Source organism: Bacteroides zhangwenhongii (assembly GCF_009193325.2).
In the GTDB taxonomy this organism is placed as follows: Bacteria; Bacteroidota; Bacteroidia; order Bacteroidales; family Bacteroidaceae; genus Bacteroides; species Bacteroides zhangwenhongii.
In genome coordinates, this window is the sequence record NZ_CP059856.1 from 1,425,668 (window position 1) to 1,442,767 (window position 17,100).

8 protein-coding genes are annotated in these 17,100 nt (G+C 41.8%); all 8 read left to right on the forward strand.

What is annotated here, in order from left to right; all coding sequences use genetic code 11:
• Nucleotides 1–70: 70 nt before the first annotated feature.
• The 8 genes from GD630_RS05725 (at nt 71) to GD630_RS05760 (ending at nt 17,042) form a co-directional block, all read left to right on the forward strand.
• Nucleotides 71–3,529, forward strand: coding sequence for a SusC/RagA family TonB-linked outer membrane protein (locus tag GD630_RS05725; protein WP_143865937.1), 3,459 nt, complete (start codon nt 71–73; stop codon nt 3,527–3,529).
• A gap of 34 nt (nt 3,530–3,563) precedes the next feature.
• Nucleotides 3,564–5,561: a RagB/SusD family nutrient uptake outer membrane protein gene (locus GD630_RS05730; RefSeq protein WP_143865940.1), complete on the forward strand. Its 1,998-nt coding sequence runs from the start codon at nt 3,564–3,566 to the stop codon at nt 5,559–5,561.
• Nucleotides 5,562–5,803: 242 nt separating this feature from the next.
• A complete protein-coding gene (locus tag GD630_RS05735) occupies nt 5,804–7,543 on the forward strand; it encodes a polysaccharide lyase (protein WP_143865942.1) in 1,740 nt (579 codons plus the stop codon).
• 62 nt (nt 7,544–7,605) lie between these two features.
• The gene (locus GD630_RS05740) at nt 7,606–8,274 is read left to right on the forward strand and encodes a DUF3826 domain-containing protein (RefSeq protein WP_143865943.1); all 669 of its coding nucleotides are present in this window, start codon (nt 7,606–7,608) and stop codon (nt 8,272–8,274) included.
• A gap of 186 nt (nt 8,275–8,460) precedes the next feature.
• Nucleotides 8,461–9,393 (forward strand): glycoside hydrolase family 43 protein, encoded by a 933-nt coding sequence (locus GD630_RS05745; protein WP_182505714.1) that lies wholly within the window; start codon nt 8,461–8,463, stop codon nt 9,391–9,393.
• A gap of 26 nt (nt 9,394–9,419) precedes the next feature.
• Nucleotides 9,420–12,740, forward strand: a complete 3,321-nt coding sequence (locus GD630_RS05750; RefSeq protein ID WP_143865945.1) for an MGH1-like glycoside hydrolase domain-containing protein — start codon at nt 9,420–9,422, stop codon at nt 12,738–12,740.
• Nucleotides 12,741–12,777: 37 nt separating this feature from the next.
• The gene (locus tag GD630_RS05755) at nt 12,778–15,597 is read left to right on the forward strand and encodes a glycoside hydrolase family 78 protein (protein ID WP_182505715.1); all 2,820 of its coding nucleotides are present in this window, start codon (nt 12,778–12,780) and stop codon (nt 15,595–15,597) included.
• 92 nt (nt 15,598–15,689) lie between these two features.
• A complete protein-coding gene (locus GD630_RS05760; RefSeq protein WP_143865947.1) occupies nt 15,690–17,042 on the forward strand; it encodes a glycoside hydrolase family 28 protein in 1,353 nt (450 codons plus the stop codon).
• Nucleotides 17,043–17,100: the final 58 nt, after the last annotated feature.

The following is a 17,100-nucleotide window of genomic DNA, read 5'->3' on the forward strand; positions in this document are numbered from 1 at the left end:
GTCATTATTATGTAGTTAGGTGAAAATTAAACATGGGATTTTATATATTTGAATTTAAATTTGTAAACAGATGAAAAAAGAAGAAATCTTTTCTGGAAAAACACAGAGCAGATATCTGAGCGCAGCAAAGATTATTTGTCTCTCTTTCTTGTTTTCCATACCAGTAGAGGCTTTTGCTGACGACATAACTGAGGTTGCGTCGGTGAATCTTGTTCAACAGCAAAGTGTGGTAAAAGGTACGGTCGTGGACGCACAAGGAGAACCAATCATTGGTGCCAGTGTGACAATAAAGGGAGGAACTGTTGGAACAATTACCGATATTGATGGTAAGTTCTCGTTGACTGTACCGAATGGCAGCCAGCTCGTTGTGTCATTTATTGGATATATTCGTCAGTTTATCACACCAAAGCAAGGTGAGACATTGAAAATTGTATTGAAGGAAGACAATAAAGTGTTGGACGAAGTGGTAGTGGTAGGTTATGGTACCCAAAAAGCAAAGGATGTGACTGGTTCTATCGGTGTGATCGCTCCTAAAGAAATTGAGGATTTGCCGGTATCAAACTTAGGAGCAGCGTTGGCTGGACAAATCCCGGGATTGAGTATCAGTGGCGGTGATAGCCGTCCGGGAGAGGGAGCCAGCATTTCTATACGTCAGTCATTCTCCTATTCTAAGGATGGCGGTAGTAGTAATCCGATGGTGATTATAGATGATGTGATTCAGATAGATGCTAATAGCGGACTTCCGACATTGGATACATTTAATGCATTAGATCCTACTGAAATTGAAAGTATTTCTGTACTTCGTGACGCCAGTGCGGCTATTTATGGTTCGCGTGCCTCACAAGGTGCTATCATTGTAAAGACTAAACGTGGAAAAGCCGGTACGCCGAGAATTAGTTATTCCGGAAAATTCGGTTTTAATGACGCCGTAGGCCATCCGAAGACTTTAACAGGTGCTGATTATGGTCGTTTTGCGAATTCTTTCAATATCGCAGCCAATAAGATTGATAATACGAAACCTGAATATGTAAATAAGATCTATAGTGAAAGTGAACTGGCTGCGATGGACAATGAACACCACAACTGGTTGGATGAAGCATGGTCTTCTGCTTTTACAATGAATCATGCGATAAACGTGAGCGGAGGTAGTGATAAAGCAACTTATTTTGCCGGTGCGTCGTATTATACGCAAGGGGCTAATATGGGAAAACAGGACTATAATAAATGGAACTTCCGTGCCGGTGTTGATATTAAATTGACTTCTGATTTGAAGTTCTCGGCTACCATTGCCGCCAATCAACAAGATGTGGAAAAGAGTTTCTCAAAAGGTATGACTTCCATCAATGGTTATGATGGTATAAAGCCAGGTGAATCAGGAGATTATCTTTTATTATCTCACATGCCGGATTATTTGCCGTGGGAAATTACCCTAGATGATGGAAAGTCATATTATACTTCTCCGCTAATCTCGAGCTATGACACTGCCGGAAATGCAAAGAGTAATAATAAAATGGGTACATGGAATTATTTTGCAATGGAGAATAATGATGGCTCTTATTCAACAAACAGTGTGTTCGGATATGATGCCAATTTCTCGGTGACTTATGCCATTCCTTACCTAAAAGGTTTGTCTGTGAAAGCCAGTTACGCTTTGAAGCATAACGCTGACGATGGTGAACAGGTATTTATGCCTTATACGTTAGCTTACTTGAATGCTAAAAATTCATTGACGGATGGAAACCGTTTTTACAGCGCACACCCTTCAGTCAAGGACTATAAGTTTGATAAATATACAGGAAGTACTCGTGTCGTTTATAAGGATATTCTTTCAAAAAACGAGCAGATGAACTTCTATGTGAATTATGAAGGCCAATTTGGTAAACATGGCGTTACTGCAATGGTTGCGTTGGAGAAAATGCAGGCTTACCAGACATCAAAAACAATGCTTTACAATAATCCTGATCCTGATACTTACCTTGGCACATCTCCTACAGCCGGGGCAATGGATGCAGGAAACTCTATTACATACAAGTATAAACAAGGTTCTCTTTCTTATTTGGGTCGTCTGACTTATAACTATGCTGATAAATACTTGTTACAATTTATCTTCCGTAGTGACGCCTCTACTAAATTTGCTCCTGAAAACTATTGGGGCTTCTTCCCAGGTATCTCTGCCGGTTGGGTAGCTTCCGAAGAGAACTTCTTTAAAGAAACGATGCCGTCATGGTTTGAGTATTTGAAGGTCCGTCTGTCTTGGGGACAGACAGGTAAGGATAACCTGAAAGCATGGAGATGGAAACAATTGTATGAGGTTGACCCGAGCCGTGGATATGGCTTCGGTGCTAACGGAGGTGTTGTGACAAGTGGAGTGAAACCGCAGGCTACGCCCAACCGACAAGCACATTGGGATAGAACGAATAAGTACAATCTCGGGTTGGATATGCGTTTCTTGAATAATCGCTTAAGTGCAACTGCTGATTTCTATTATGATATTAACTCCGATATTTTGAATCAGAATATAGGTGGTATTATTGGTACTCCGATTTTTGCTGGTGGTGCAATAGGTGAAGTGAATTATGGTAGAATTGACGCTTGGGGAGGTGAATTCTCTTTAAACTGGCGTGACAAAGTAGGACAAGTAAGATATAATGTCGGAGTAAACTTTGGATTCAGTAATAATAAAGTAAAACTTTGGCCGGATATGGGCGACAATCTTCCGTCAAAGAATACTATGAGAGAAGGACATTCTACTATCTTCCCATTCTGGGGATTCAATGTATGGAGAGGAACAAGTACGGGCGATGGTATTTTGCGTACACAAGCCGATATTGATAATTACTGGAGTTATCTGGAAGCAAATGCTACTGCAGCAGGAAATTCTTCTGTTGAATATTTAGGTAAGAAAAATAAGTCTGAATTGCGTCCGGGTATGTTGGCTTATCAGGATTTAGGGGGAAGTTTAAATAGTGACGGTACTCAAAAAGGTCCGGATGGTCGTGTGGCAAAAGATGAAGATTATACCCAACTATGCAAGAAAGACAAGACTCACGGTTTCACTACAAAATTAGGAGCCGAATGGAAAGGATTGAGCTTTAACATAATGATTTCCACTTCATGGGGAGGCAAGCGTCAGATTGATGTAGCACAAATCAAGACTTCTAGTAAGGATATGGTATGGGCACCGGACGTATTCTGGAAAGATATGTTTGACGAACAGTATAATCCGATGGGAAAATATCCTAACCTTGGTATGGAAAACCGTTTGAGCGGTTCCGTGGACAGTCCTTCCGACTTCTGGTCTATCAGTACTTTCCGTTGCTATATTCGTAACCTGAGTATTGGATACACATTACCTAAGGCATGGTTGGCACCGTTGAAAATTCAATCAGCCAAATTAAGTCTGACTGGTAATAATTTGTGGGACTTGTATAACCCATATCCAAATAAGTATCGTAATATGTATGATGCCACTACTACACTGTATCCTACACTGCGTACATGGTCATTGGGTGTGAATGTTTCATTCTAACATAAACAACGTTTTGAAAAAGAAAATAACAGGTATGAAAAAGAAAGCTTTATTATATAGTATTGTACTGGCAACCGGTATGTCTTTTTCCGGTTGTAGCGATCAGTTCTTGCAGGACATGACTCCGTATGACAAATACTCTCCGGAGATGACTTTCGGTATAGAATCGAACTTAGATTCGTATATCCAGAATGTATATTACAATTACTTCTATAAATCGGGAATGACTCCTACACAGTCATACGGACTTGCCGGAGCATGGAATGACTATACTGCTTATACAGAAGAGAAGTGGGGTATACAGGCGAAAATTGATGCAAGTCAGGAACTAGACCGTTCTGATGATTGTGAAACTTATTTTGGAGCGAATCTTGGTTCGAACATCGGTAATTCCCCATATACTCGTATTCGTAGTTGTAACGAAATTTTAGAAGGAGTCGATAAGTATGGACAGGATTTGTCTGAAAGTGCAATCAAACGTGCTAAGGGGCAGGCTTATTTTTTACGTGCTATGCAATTATTCGATTTAGTCCGAGTGTATGGCGGTGTACCTATTGTAAACAAAGTGATTGATGCAAGTGATCGTGACGGAGCAACAGCTTATGTCCGTGAGAGTGTAGAAAAATGTATTGAACAAGTTGTAAAAGATTTAAGTGATGCGGCAGGAATGCTTCCCACACGTAAAGAATGGGGCGACAGTCAATATGGACGTTTGACAAAGGAAGCCGCATTGGCTTATAAAAGTCGTGTCTTGCTGACCTTTGCCAGTCCTCTTTTCAACAAGGATTGGGATAATCCGAGCAACAAACGTTGGGCAGATGCATTAGAAGCCACACAAGAAGCAAAAACATTCTTGGACAGTGAAGGTTATGGACTTTACGGCTCGACAGCTAAAGAGTGGGATGAAATGTTTCACAATTTTGATAATAAATTCTGTAAAGAAGTTATTATGGTAAAACTTTTGGCAAGTACAAACGTGAAGAATGACGAACACAGTGGGTGGCAAAAAGCTATCCGTTTGAAATCTATGGGAGGAAGTGGAGCAGGTTATCAAGTACCGCTAGGTATGATTAATCTTTTCCCAATGGCAGATGGAAAAGAGGCCACACAAGAGAATGGTTATGATTCATTCCTTTTCTTCAAGAAACGTGATCCTCGTTTCTACTATACGTTTGCATTCACTGGTGAAAAGTGGGGTTATGATAAGAATGCCGATGCTAGTGTGTGGAATTATCGTTGGACTGATCAGACTCAAAATCATTATTATGCAGACAACTTGGGTGGAAGTTCCTTAGCAGTGGTACGTAAAATGTCTAATCCGAATGCGAACAGTGATAATACTTACCAATGGGATGGAACAGATGTTTTCGAATACCGTTATGCAGAACTTTTGTTGAACTTGGCGGAATGCCAGGCTGCCACAGGACATCCGTCAGAGGCTGTGAAATTGATTGGTGACGTTCGGAAACGTGTCGGGATACTTGCTGGACAAGATGGTACTTACGGATTGGGTAATATTTCCGATAAACATGAAGCGATAAAAGCTTGTTTGAACGAACGCCGTATAGAATTGGCTTATGAAGGAAAACGTTATTGGGATATTATACGTTGGATGCTTTATAACGATGATGCAACAGCTTCCAATACCACTTGTGCTACTCTAGGCATAGAGCCTTTGAATAACACATATCGTGAAAACAAGTATTTACAAGTGAAGGATTATGATGGGAAGGAAGATCCCTTGACAGATAAACGTGATGGTTTTACACCAGTAGATGTGGACGATTGGGATAACTTAGAAAGTGAGATGGAAAGACTTGGAGAATTCTGGACTGCAAATTTCGAATTTAAAGAAACAGAAACTCCGGTCGATGCAACTTCAAACAAAGAACAGGCTTATATTACATGGAGACAGAACTATTATCTTTCCGGTTTGCCTACTAATGTTGTGAAAATGAATCCTTGGTTGACACAGTCTATTGGATGGACTGATGCTTATGAAGCTGCCGGTACATTCGATGCAAGACAGTAATCTGTAATTTCCTATTTCATCTAAATATATAAATCGTCTTTTCTCTTATTTCTCAGTTGGAAAAAGGGAAAAGGCGATTTTATTATTTCTTATTGAGCTTTTATAGCTTGCTTACATTGGATTGGAAAATAGTTTCTGTCCCCCACACCTAATAAAAATCACCATTACTGATTACAAATCTTTTTCTTTTTCGTCTTATTATTGTATTTTTGAATTAACAACTTCACAAAACCCAATAAAAAATGAAGAAGAAACATGTACTTTTAGCAGCTTTTGCTGCGGCAATGTTGACTCCGAGCGTTGTATGGGCACAATACCCACAGATAACAGACGAGGCCAAAGAAAATTATAAAAAGATGATGACTGAAGAACGGAAGCGTTCTGATGAAGCATGGGCAAAAGCGTTGCCAATCGTTCTGAAAGAAGCCAAAGAAGGTCGTCCGTATATACCTTGGGCTGGTCGTCCGTATGATTTGCCCCAAGCCGATATTCCTGCATTTCCTGGTGCAGAAGGTGGTGGAATGTATAGCTTCGGTGGTCGTGGAGGTAAAGTGATTACCGTTACCAATCTGAATGACCGTGGTCCCGGTTCTTTCCGTGAGGCTTGTGAAACAGGAGGTGCACGCATTATCGTATTTAATGTTGCAGGTATCATTCGTTTGGAATCTCCGATCATTGTACGCGCTCCTTATGTAACTATCGCCGGACAGACAGCTCCGGGAGATGGTGTCTGCATTGCCGGAGAATCATTCTGGGTAGATACGCATGATGTGGTTGTACGCCATATGCGTTTCCGTCGCGGTGAGACAAAGGTCTGGCATCGTGATGACTCTTTCGGAGGAAATCCGGTAGGAAATATTATGATTGACCACTGTTCATGTACTTGGGGGTTGGATGAAAATATATCTTTCTATCGTCATATGTATGATCCGAGCGAAGGACAGTATGAAAGCAAAGATTTGAAACTCCCTACTGTCAATGTAACTATTCAGAATACTATTTCCGCAAAAGCATTGGATACTTATAACCATGCATTCGGAAGTACGTTGGGAGGAGAAAACTGTGCATTTGCCCGTAATCTGTGGGCTAGCAACTCAGGCCGTAACCCTTCTATCGGTTGGAACGGTATATTCAATTTCGTTAATAATATAGTGTTCAACTGGGTACACCGTTCTTCCGATGGAGGTGATTATACAGCGATGTTCAATATGATTAATAACTACTACAAGCCGGGACCTGCCACACCTAAAGATTCCAATGTAGGACACCGTATCTTAAAACCGGAAGCCGGACGCAGCAAGCTGGATCATAAAGTATACGGACGGGTATATGCCGACGGAAATATCATGGAAGGTTATCCCGAGATTACAAAAGATAACTGGAACGGTGGTATTCAGATTGAGACTCAGCCGAATACCGACGGATATACAGAGTATATGAGAAGCTACCAACCGTTCGAAATGCCATATATTAATATTATGAGTGCAAAGGACGCATACGATTATGTATTGAAACATGTAGGTGCAAATATCCCTTGCCGCGACATTGTAGACGAACGCGTTATCGAAGAAGTAAGAACCGGTATTCCTTATTACGAAAAGAAACTTCCGAAAGATGCATACGGTGATTTGACAGGATTGGCTCCGAAGTCAATGGGTGAAGACGGACAGTTTAAATATCGTCGTCTGCCGAAAGACTCGTACAAACAAGGAATCATCACAGATATTCGCCAGATGGGCGGCTATCCCGAATACAAAGGTACTCCATACGTAGATACGGATGGCGACGGTATGCCGGATGAGTGGGAAAAAGCGAATGGATTGAATCCGAACGATCCGAGTGATGCCAATAAAGACTGTACCGGTGACGGATACACTAATATCGAAAAGTATATCAATGGTATCAGCACTAAGCACAAAGTAGATTGGAGAGACTTGAAAAACAACTATGATACTTTGGAGGAAAAAGGGAAGTTAATGTAAATGATGAAGTTAACGTAAACTAAGGTGCTGAAATGTCATTATTATACTAAAAAACAATATCAATGAAAAAGATACTGATAATTTCTCTGTTACTGCTCTCTACTTGGATGTCCGCCGGAGCAGTTGACCTGAACAAAGAGAACCGTGATCCGAAATATGTGGAGTCTATTGTCAACCGTTCTCAGAAGATTGTAGATAAACTGGAACTCACAGATAAACAGGTTGCTGAGGATGTCCGGAATATCATTGCCAACCGTTATTTCGAATTGAATGATATTTATGAGATACGCGATGCGAAAGTCAAGAAGGTAAAAGAATCCGGATTGACAGGTGAGGCTAAGAATGAAGCATTGAAAGCAGCTGAGAATGAAAAAGATGCGGCTTTATATCGTTCCCATTTCGCATTTCCCGCCAATTTATCTCTTTTCCTTGACGAGAAGCAGATAGAAGCGGTGAAGGACGGAATGACTTACGGGGTTGTGAAGGTGACCTACGATTCTCACCTCGACATGATTCCGACACTTAAAGAAGAAGAAAAAGCGCAAATATACGCTTGGTTGGTGGAAGCTCGTGAATTTGCTTTGGACGCTGAAAATTCAAATAAAAAACACGCTGCTTTTGGAAAATATAAAGGACGTATCAATAATTATCTGGCTAAACGCGGATATGACTTGAAAAAAGAACGTGAAGAATGGTACAAACGTGTGAAAGCACGTGGAGGATCCTTATAAGATTTTCTTCCCATAATAAAAATGGTTAGTTTGTTTGATGACGGAAAGGGTGGCTCGGAGAGTCGCCCTTTTATCGTATATAAAATTCAATCGGAAGATGAAGAATCTTCGTTTATATTTGAGTACAAATTAGTCCTTTTATCGTCTCCTTTGTATAAAGGATACAATTTATAGATTATAATAGCAATGAAAAGGTTAAGAGATACATTAGCGGCAATAGGTATTTTATTTTTTGTTTCTTGCGGAGGAAGCAAGGACTATTATATGTTTACTTCGTTTCATGAACCCGCAGATGAGGGCTTAAGATATTTATATAGTGAAGACGGAATGCATTGGGACAGTATTCCCGGTGTCTGGCTGAAGCCCGAATTAGGACAACATCAACTGTTGCGGGACCCTTCGATGGTATGTACTCCCGACGGAACTTTTCATCTGGTTTGGACGACAAGCTGGAAAGGCGATCTAGGGTTCGGCTATGCAAACTCCAAAGACCTGATTCATTGGTCTAAGCAACAGATGATACCTGTCATGACAGAAGAACCGACCACAGTCAATGTATGGGCTCCGGAGATTTTCTATGATGAAGATAGTGAACAGTTCATGGTAGTATGGGCTTCTTGCATTCCCGGCCGTTTTGAGAGAGGAATAGAAGAGGAAAATAATAATCATCGTTTGTATTATATCACTACGAAAGACTTTAAGACTATTTCTAAAGCGAAAGTCTTGTATGATCCGGGATTCAGTTCGATTGATGCAGTCCTTGTAAAACGGGATAAGAACGATTATGTGATGGTACTTAAGGATAATACCCGCCCGGAACGCAATCTGAAAATTGCTTTTGCTGATTCCCTGACAGGACCTTACTCACCTGCGTCGCAACCATTTACCGAATCGTTTGTAGAAGGTCCGACTGTAGAAAAGATAGGAGAGGAGTATCTTGTTTACTTTGATGTCTATCAGAAAAAGATATACGGTGCTATGCGCACAAAAGATTTTATAAATTTTACCGATGTGACGAGTGAAGTAAGTGTACCTGCCGGACATAAACACGGAACAATATTCAAAGCTCCCGAATCGGTAGTAAAAGCGTTGTTGACACATACCCGCCTTAATCACTAATCATTCACCGATAATCACTAAATAACATGAATAACTCTACAAAGATTCTCTTTGCATTGGCTGCCGGATGGTTGACATCTACGGTTGCAGCGCAAGACAGAATCCATTACACAGGAACAGAATTATCGAACCCTACTTATCACGACGGACAGTTGTCTCCGGTGGTAGGAGTGCATAATATCCAATTGGTACGCGCCAACCGGGAACATCCCGATCCGTCGAACGGCAATGGATGGACATATAACCATCAACCGATGTTGGCCTATTGGAACGGCCAGTTTTATTATCAATATCTGGCTGATCCTTCGGACGAACATGTACCGCCTTCCCAAACATTTCTGATGACATCAAAGGATGGCTATCAATGGACGAATCCGGAAATTGTATTTCCGCCTTATAAAGTTCCGGACGGATATACCAAGGAATCTCGTCCGGGTATGCAAGCCAAAGATCTGATTGCTATTATGCACCAACGTGTAGGTTTCTATGTCTCCAAGTCCGGCCGATTAATAACAATGGGAAATTACGGAGTTGCCTTAGATAGGAAAGACGATCCGAACGATGGAAACGGTATCGGTCGGGTAGTACGCGAAATAAAAAAGGACGGTTCGTTCGGTCCTATTTATTTTATTTATTACAATCACGGATTTAACGAGAAGAACACCGATTATCCGTATTTCAAGAAAAGTAAAGACCGCGAGTTTGTGAAAGCCTGCCAGGAGATTCTTGACAATCCGCTGTATATGATGCAATGGGTAGAAGAGGCAGACCGTGAAGATCCTATTATCCCCTTAAAGAAAGGATATAAGGCATTTAACTGTTACACACTTCCCGACGGAAGAATTGCCAGCCTTTGGAAGCACGCGCTCACTTCTATCAGCGAAGACGGAGGGTATACCTGGGAACAACCGGTACTCCGTGCTAAGGGATTTGTCAATAGTAATGCGAAAATCTGGGGACAACGTTTGAGTGACGGCACATACGCGACGGTATATAATCCTTCGGAATTCCGTTGGCCGTTGGCTATTTCATTGAGTAAGGACGGACTGGAGTATACAACGTTGAATCTGGTGCACGGCGAAATCACACCGATGCGTTACGGTGGTAATTATAAATCATACGGTCCTCAGTATCCTCGTGGCATACAGGAGGGGAACGGGATACCTGCAGATGGCGATTTATGGGTTTCTTATAGTGTGAATAAGGAAGATATGTGGATTTCCCGCATTCCTGTGCCGGTGGAACTCAATGCTTCTGCACACGCCAACGATGACTTTTCAAAGTCGAAAGCAATATCTGACTTGACTGATTGGAATATTTACTCTCCGATTTGGGCTCCGGTTTCTCTGAATGGACAATGGTTGAAACTGCAAGATAAAGATCCTTTTGATTATGCAAAAGTGGAACGGAAAATTCCCGCTTCTAAAGAATTGAAAGTCTCCTTTGATTTGCAAGCCGGACAGAATGATAAAGGTACGCTTCAGATTGAATTTCTGGATGAGAATGGAATTGCCTGCTCCCGTTTGGAACTGACACCGGATGGTGTTTTTCGTGCAAAGGGTGGTTCCCGGTTTGCGAATATGATGAAGTATGAAGCAGGAAAAACCTATCATGTAGAAGCTGTCCTTTCAACTGCCGACCGTAATATTCAAGTATATGTAGATGGCAAGAGGGTAGGGCTGAGGATGTTCTATGCTCCGGTGGCAAGTATCGAAAGAATAGCTTTCCGTACAGGCGTGCCACGTACATTCCCGACAGTGGATACTCCGGCCGACCAGACATACGATTTGCCCGGTGCCGGTGAACAGGAGCCGATAGCCGAATATCGTATAGCTAATGTAAAAACGTCTTCCACAGACAAGGATGCATCTTCCGCTTTCTTGAAGTATAAGGATTTCAGCCATTATGCGGATTATTTTAATGGAATGGAAGATGAGAATATCGTTCAAGCGATTCCTAATGCAAAAGCTTCGGAGTGGATGGAAGACAACATTCCTTTGTTTGAATGCCCGCAACGTAATTTTGAAGAGATGTATTATTATCGTTGGTGGTCATTGCGCAAGCATATCAAGGAAACTCCTGTGGGATATGGTATGACGGAGTTTCTCGTTCAGCGTTCCTATTCTGATAAATATAACCTGATCGCTTGTGCGATCGGACATCATATTTATGAGAGCCGTTGGTTACGTGACCCGAAATATCTGGATCAGATTATTCATACATGGTATCGCGGTAATGATGGAGGACCGATGAAGAAAATGAATAAGTTCAGTTCATGGAATGCAGATGCGGTATTGGCACGCTATATGGTCGATGGCGACAAAGACTTTATGCTGGACATGAAGAAAGACCTGGAGACCGAGTATCAACGCTGGGAAAGTACGAACCGCTTGAAGAATGGATTGTACTGGCAGGGGGATGTGCAGGATGGAATGGAAGAATCTATCAGTGGCGGACGGAAGAAAAAATATGCCCGCCCGACAATCAATAGTTATATGTATGGTAATGCGAAAGCGCTTTCGTTGATGGGAATTCTTTCCGGTGACGAGGGGATGGCTATGAAATATGGTATGAGAGCAGACACGTTGAGATATCTGGTAGAAAATGAGTTGTGGAATACCCGTCACCAGTTTTTTGAAACGATGCGTACAGACTCTTCAGCAAATGTCCGTGAAGCAATCGGATATATTCCCTGGTATTTCAACCTGCCGGATACGACAAAGAAATATGAAGTTGCCTGGAAAGAGATTCTGGATGAAAAAGGCTTCTCTGCTCCTTACGGATTGACTACTGCAGAGCGTCGTCATCCGGAATTCCGTACACGTGGAGTGGGTAAGTGTGAGTGGGACGGAGCTATCTGGCCGTTTGCTTCTGCACAGACATTGACAGCAATGGCTAACTTTATGAATAATTATCCGCAGACCGTATTGTCTGACAGTGTATATTTCCGTCAGATGGAATTGTATGTGGAGTCACAATATCATCGTGGTCGTCCTTACATTGGCGAATATCTGGATGAGGTGACCGGTTATTGGTTGAAAGGGGATCAGGAGCGCAGCCGCTACTATAATCATTCTACTTTCAACGATTTGATGATTACAGGACTGATTGGACTTCGTCCGCGTCTGGATAATACAATTGAAGTAAATCCGTTGATCCCTGTCGACAAATGGGATTGGTTCTGCTTGGATAATGTGCTATATCATGGTCATAATTTGACGATTCTTTGGGATAAGAACGGCGATCGTTATCATTGTGGAAAAGGCTTACGCATTTTTGTGGATGGTAAAGAAGTCGGTCATGCAGATACATTGACAAGAATCGTTTGTAAGGATGTACTCAAATAATCATTTATCTGATAATATAGATAGGATAGTCTGAACAATGAATATAAAGAAATATCTCCTTCTTTTTCTTTGCCTGCCATGTTTTATGCAGGCAAAGATTATAACAATCAGCCGCCTTACCTGTGAAATGCAGGAAGGTCTGGTAGTGGTCGAAGGTTCACCTCGCTTGGGATGGGCGATGGAATCACCTCAAAACGGGACACGACAATCAGCCTATGAAATAGACATTCGGGAAGCTTTTACAGGACGTCAAATCTGGAATAGTGGAAAAGTCTATTCTTCACAGAGCCAGCTGGTTTCTATAAAAGGGGCAGATATACGTCCTGATAATCCGTTCAATTATAGTTGGCGTGTTCGTGTTTGGGATGAGACAGATGCACCCTCTGAATGGAGCCGTGAAGCACAGTTCCGCTCTGCTTCCTCAAGACTTTCCGAAGGAAAATGGATTGGAGCTATCACTCACCAGAATGCTCATTTGCCGGAAGGACGCAAGTTTCACGGTGGAGAGTTGAAGAAACCGGAGGTAAAGGCAGCTTGGGAAGCAGTGGATACTTTAGCAAAGAAAAGTATTTGTTTGCGAAGAACATTCCAGGTGGGAGATACAACAGAAGGGAATACAAACCGTCAATCGGGCAAGAAAATAGTAGAAGCAACCGCATACGTTTGTGGTTTGGGATTCTATGAATTCTCTTTGAATGGAAAGAAAGTAGGTAACAGTGAATTTGCTCCACTGTGGAGTGATTATGATAAAACTGTTTACTATAACACGTATGATGTAACGGAACAATTGCGGCATGGTGAGAATGCCGTGGGAATCTTATTGGGGAATGGATTCTATAATGTGCAGGGAGGACGTTATCGCAAATTACAGATAAGTTTTGGTCCTCCTACACTTTTATTTGAACTGGTTATTAATTACGAAGACGGAACATCTACAGCACTCCGTTCTGACAATGACTGGAAATATGATTTTAGTCCGGTAACTTTCAATTGCATATATGGAGGTGAGGATTACGATGCGCGTTGTGAGCAAAAAGGATGGAATCAGGTTGGCTTTGATGATAGTCATTGGCGTCCGGTAGTTATACAGGAAGCTCCTAAAGGAATACTACGTCCACAGATGGCGCCTCCGGTGAAAATCATGGAACGATATGATATTCAAAAGGTAACCAAACTAAATGCAGAACAGGTTGCTTCAGCTTCTAAATCGACTAAAAGAACTGTCGATCCTTCTGCTTTCGTGTTGGATATGGGGCAAAATTTGGCTGGCTTTCCAGAAATAACAGTACGTGGCAAACGTGGACAGAAAGTGACTCTGCTCGTAGCCGAAGCATTGACAGATGAAGGTGCCTGTAATCAGCGACAAACGGGACGTCAACACTATTATGAATATACACTGAAAGGTGAAGGTGACGAAACCTGGCATCCTCGTTTCTCTTATTACGGTTTTAGATATATTCAAGTCGAGGGGGTTGTCTTAAAAGGTCAAAAGAATCCGCAGAAGTTGCCTGTGTTGAAGAATATTCAATCCTGTTTCGTATTTAATTCAGCTAAGAAAGTTTCCACTTTCGAATCATCCAACCGAATATTTAATGCTGCCCATCGATTGATCGAAAAAGCAGTGCGTAGCAATATGCAGTCTGTGTTTACAGATTGTCCGCATCGTGAAAAACTAGGCTGGCTGGAGCAGGTGCATCTGAATGGTCCTGGGTTATTATACAACTATGATTTGACAGCTTATGCTCCGCAGATTATGCAGAATATGGCAGATGCGCAACATGCCAACGGTGCCATGCCGACAACTGCTCCGGAATACGTGGTTTTTGAAGGTCCGGGTATGGATGCATTTGCCGAATCTCCGGAATGGGGTGGTTCTCTGGTTATTTTCCCATTTATGTACTATGAGACGTATGGAGATGACTCGTTGATTAAGAAATATTATTCGAATATGCGCCGTTATGTGGATTATCTGAAGACTCGTGCAGAGATGGGTATTCTTTCTTTCGGCTTGGGAGATTGGTATGATTATGGAGATTTTCGTGCCGGATTCTCTAGGAACACACCGGTTCCCCTGGTGGCTACCGCGCATTATTATATGACAGTAATGTATTTAATAAAAGCTGCGAAAATGGTTGGCAATGACTTTGACATTCATTATTATACTTCTTTGGCACATGAAATACTTGCCGCATTTAATAAATGTTTTCTCAATAAAGAGACAGCACAGTATGGTACAGGGAGCCAATGTAGTAATGCACTTCCGTTATTCCTCCAGATGACGCAGGATTCAGATGAACAAGGCAGTTATCAACCGGATGCAAAGTTGGATGAGAAAGTACTTATGAATCTGATTAAAGATGTGGAAGCACATGGCAATCGCTTAACGACCGGTGATGTGGGTAACCGCTATCTGATTCAGACACTGGCGCGTAATGGTCAGCACGAACTTATTTATAAGATGTTCAACCACGAAGAAGCTCCCGGATATGGCTTCCAGTTGAAATTCGGTGCTACCACCTTAACCGAGCAATGGGATCCCCGCCAAGGTTCTTCCTGGAATCATTTTATGATGGGACAGATTGATGAATGGTTCTTTAATTCACTGGTCGGTATTCGTCCATCTACTACCTATCAAAAGTTTATCATCGCTCCCCAGCCTGTAGGAGATTTGAAATATGTCAAAGCATCGTATGAAACTTTATATGGTACTATTGTTGTGGATTGGACTAGCCAGAATGGCACTTTCACTTTAAACATATCTGTTCCGGTGAATACTACGGCTGTTGTTTATCTTCCGGGAGAAAAAGAACCCAAAGAGATACAGAGTGGAACATATCAATTAGTTTGTGCAAAATGAAAGAACCTTTTGCATATATTTGTAGAATAAAAAAAAATGTATTCATGATTCTTTAGAAGACAATGATGAAATATAATTTAATAATATCGATTATGAATTTACGGACAACTCTTCTCGTCTTTCTTTGCTTCTGTGCAACCACAGTTCTTCGTGCCGAGCGTGTGGATATGTTGAAGGCCGGTGCAAAAGCAAATGGTAAGGCTCTTAATACAAAGCTAATCAATTCAACGATTGATCGTTTGAACCGTGGCGGCGGAGGTACTCTTTTCTTTCCTGCCGGGACTTACCTGACAGGAAGTATCCATCTGAAAAGCAACATTACACTGGAGTTGGAAGCCGGAGCTACTTTACTCTTTTCTGACAACTTCGATGACTACCTTCCTTTTGTCGAGGTTCGTCATGAAGGAGTGATGATGAAAAGTTTCCAGCCTTTGATCTATGCGGTAGATGCCGAGAATATTACCATCAAAGGAGAAGGAACTTTGGACGGACAGGGAAAGAAATGGTGGATGGAGTTCTTTCGTGTCATGATTGATTTGAAAGATAACGGCATGCGTGATATAAATAAATATCAGCCGATGTGGGATGCAGCAAACGATACGACAGCGATTTATGCCGAAACAAACAAAGACTATGTAAGTACTTTGCAGCGCCGTTTCTTCCGTCCTCCGTTTATCCAACCCATCCGTTGCAAAGAGATAAAGATTGAAGGGGTAAAAATTGTCAATTCCCCCTTTTGGACGGTAAATCCGGAGTTTTGTGATAATGTGACCATCAAAGGCATTACAATTGATAACGTTCCTTCTCCTAATACGGATGGTATTAATCCCGAATCATGCCGCAATGTACATATAAGCGATTGCCATATTTCGGTAGGCGATGATTGTATCACGATAAAATCCGGTAGGGATGCCCAAGCCCGTCGATTGGGAGTACCTTGCGAAAATATCACCATAACCAACTGTACTATGCTTTCCGGCCATGGAGGCGTTGTTATCGGCAGTGAAATGAGTGGAAGTGTGCGCAAAGTCACCATCTCCAATTGTATATTCGACGGAACGGATCGTGGAATCCGCATCAAGTCAACTCGTGGAAGGGGAGGCGTGGTTGAAGATATTTGCGTCAGTAATATTGTAATGAGTAATATAAAACGGGAAGCTGTCGTGCTAAACCTGAAATACAGTAAAATGCCTGCAGAACCAAAGAGTGAACGCACCCCGATCTTCCGTAACGTACATATCAGTGGAATGACTGTGACAGATGTAAAGACTCCGATCAAAATAGTGGGTTTGGAAGAAGCGCCGATATCTGACATTGTTTTGCGTGATATTCATATTCAGGGAGGAAAACAGAAATGTATCTTCGAAAATTGTGAGCGTATCACGATGGATGACGTAATCGTCAATGGTGAAGTAATTAAAAGCACCACAGATACCACAGATTAACACAGATATTTAATTCGGCTAATTTGTAAGAGTAAGAAATCTGTGAGAATCTGTGTAA

What these genes read in the sequence shown, in the direction of transcription:
- GD630_RS05725 (WP_143865937.1), top strand. Translation starts at nt 71, where the DNA reads ATGAAAAAAGAAGAAATCTTTTCTGGAAAAACACAGAGCAGATATCTG.
- GD630_RS05730 (WP_143865940.1), top strand. Translation starts at nt 3,564, where the DNA reads ATGAAAAAGAAAGCTTTATTATATAGTATTGTACTGGCAACCGGTATG.
- GD630_RS05735 (WP_143865942.1), top strand. Translation starts at nt 5,804, where the DNA reads ATGAAGAAGAAACATGTACTTTTAGCAGCTTTTGCTGCGGCAATGTTG.
- GD630_RS05740 (WP_143865943.1), top strand. Translation starts at nt 7,606, where the DNA reads ATGAAAAAGATACTGATAATTTCTCTGTTACTGCTCTCTACTTGGATG.
- GD630_RS05745 (WP_182505714.1), top strand. Translation starts at nt 8,461, where the DNA reads ATGAAAAGGTTAAGAGATACATTAGCGGCAATAGGTATTTTATTTTTT.
- GD630_RS05750 (WP_143865945.1), top strand. Translation starts at nt 9,420, where the DNA reads ATGAATAACTCTACAAAGATTCTCTTTGCATTGGCTGCCGGATGGTTG.
- GD630_RS05755 (WP_182505715.1), top strand. Translation starts at nt 12,778, where the DNA reads ATGAATATAAAGAAATATCTCCTTCTTTTTCTTTGCCTGCCATGTTTT.
- GD630_RS05760 (WP_143865947.1), top strand. Translation starts at nt 15,690, where the DNA reads ATGAATTTACGGACAACTCTTCTCGTCTTTCTTTGCTTCTGTGCAACC.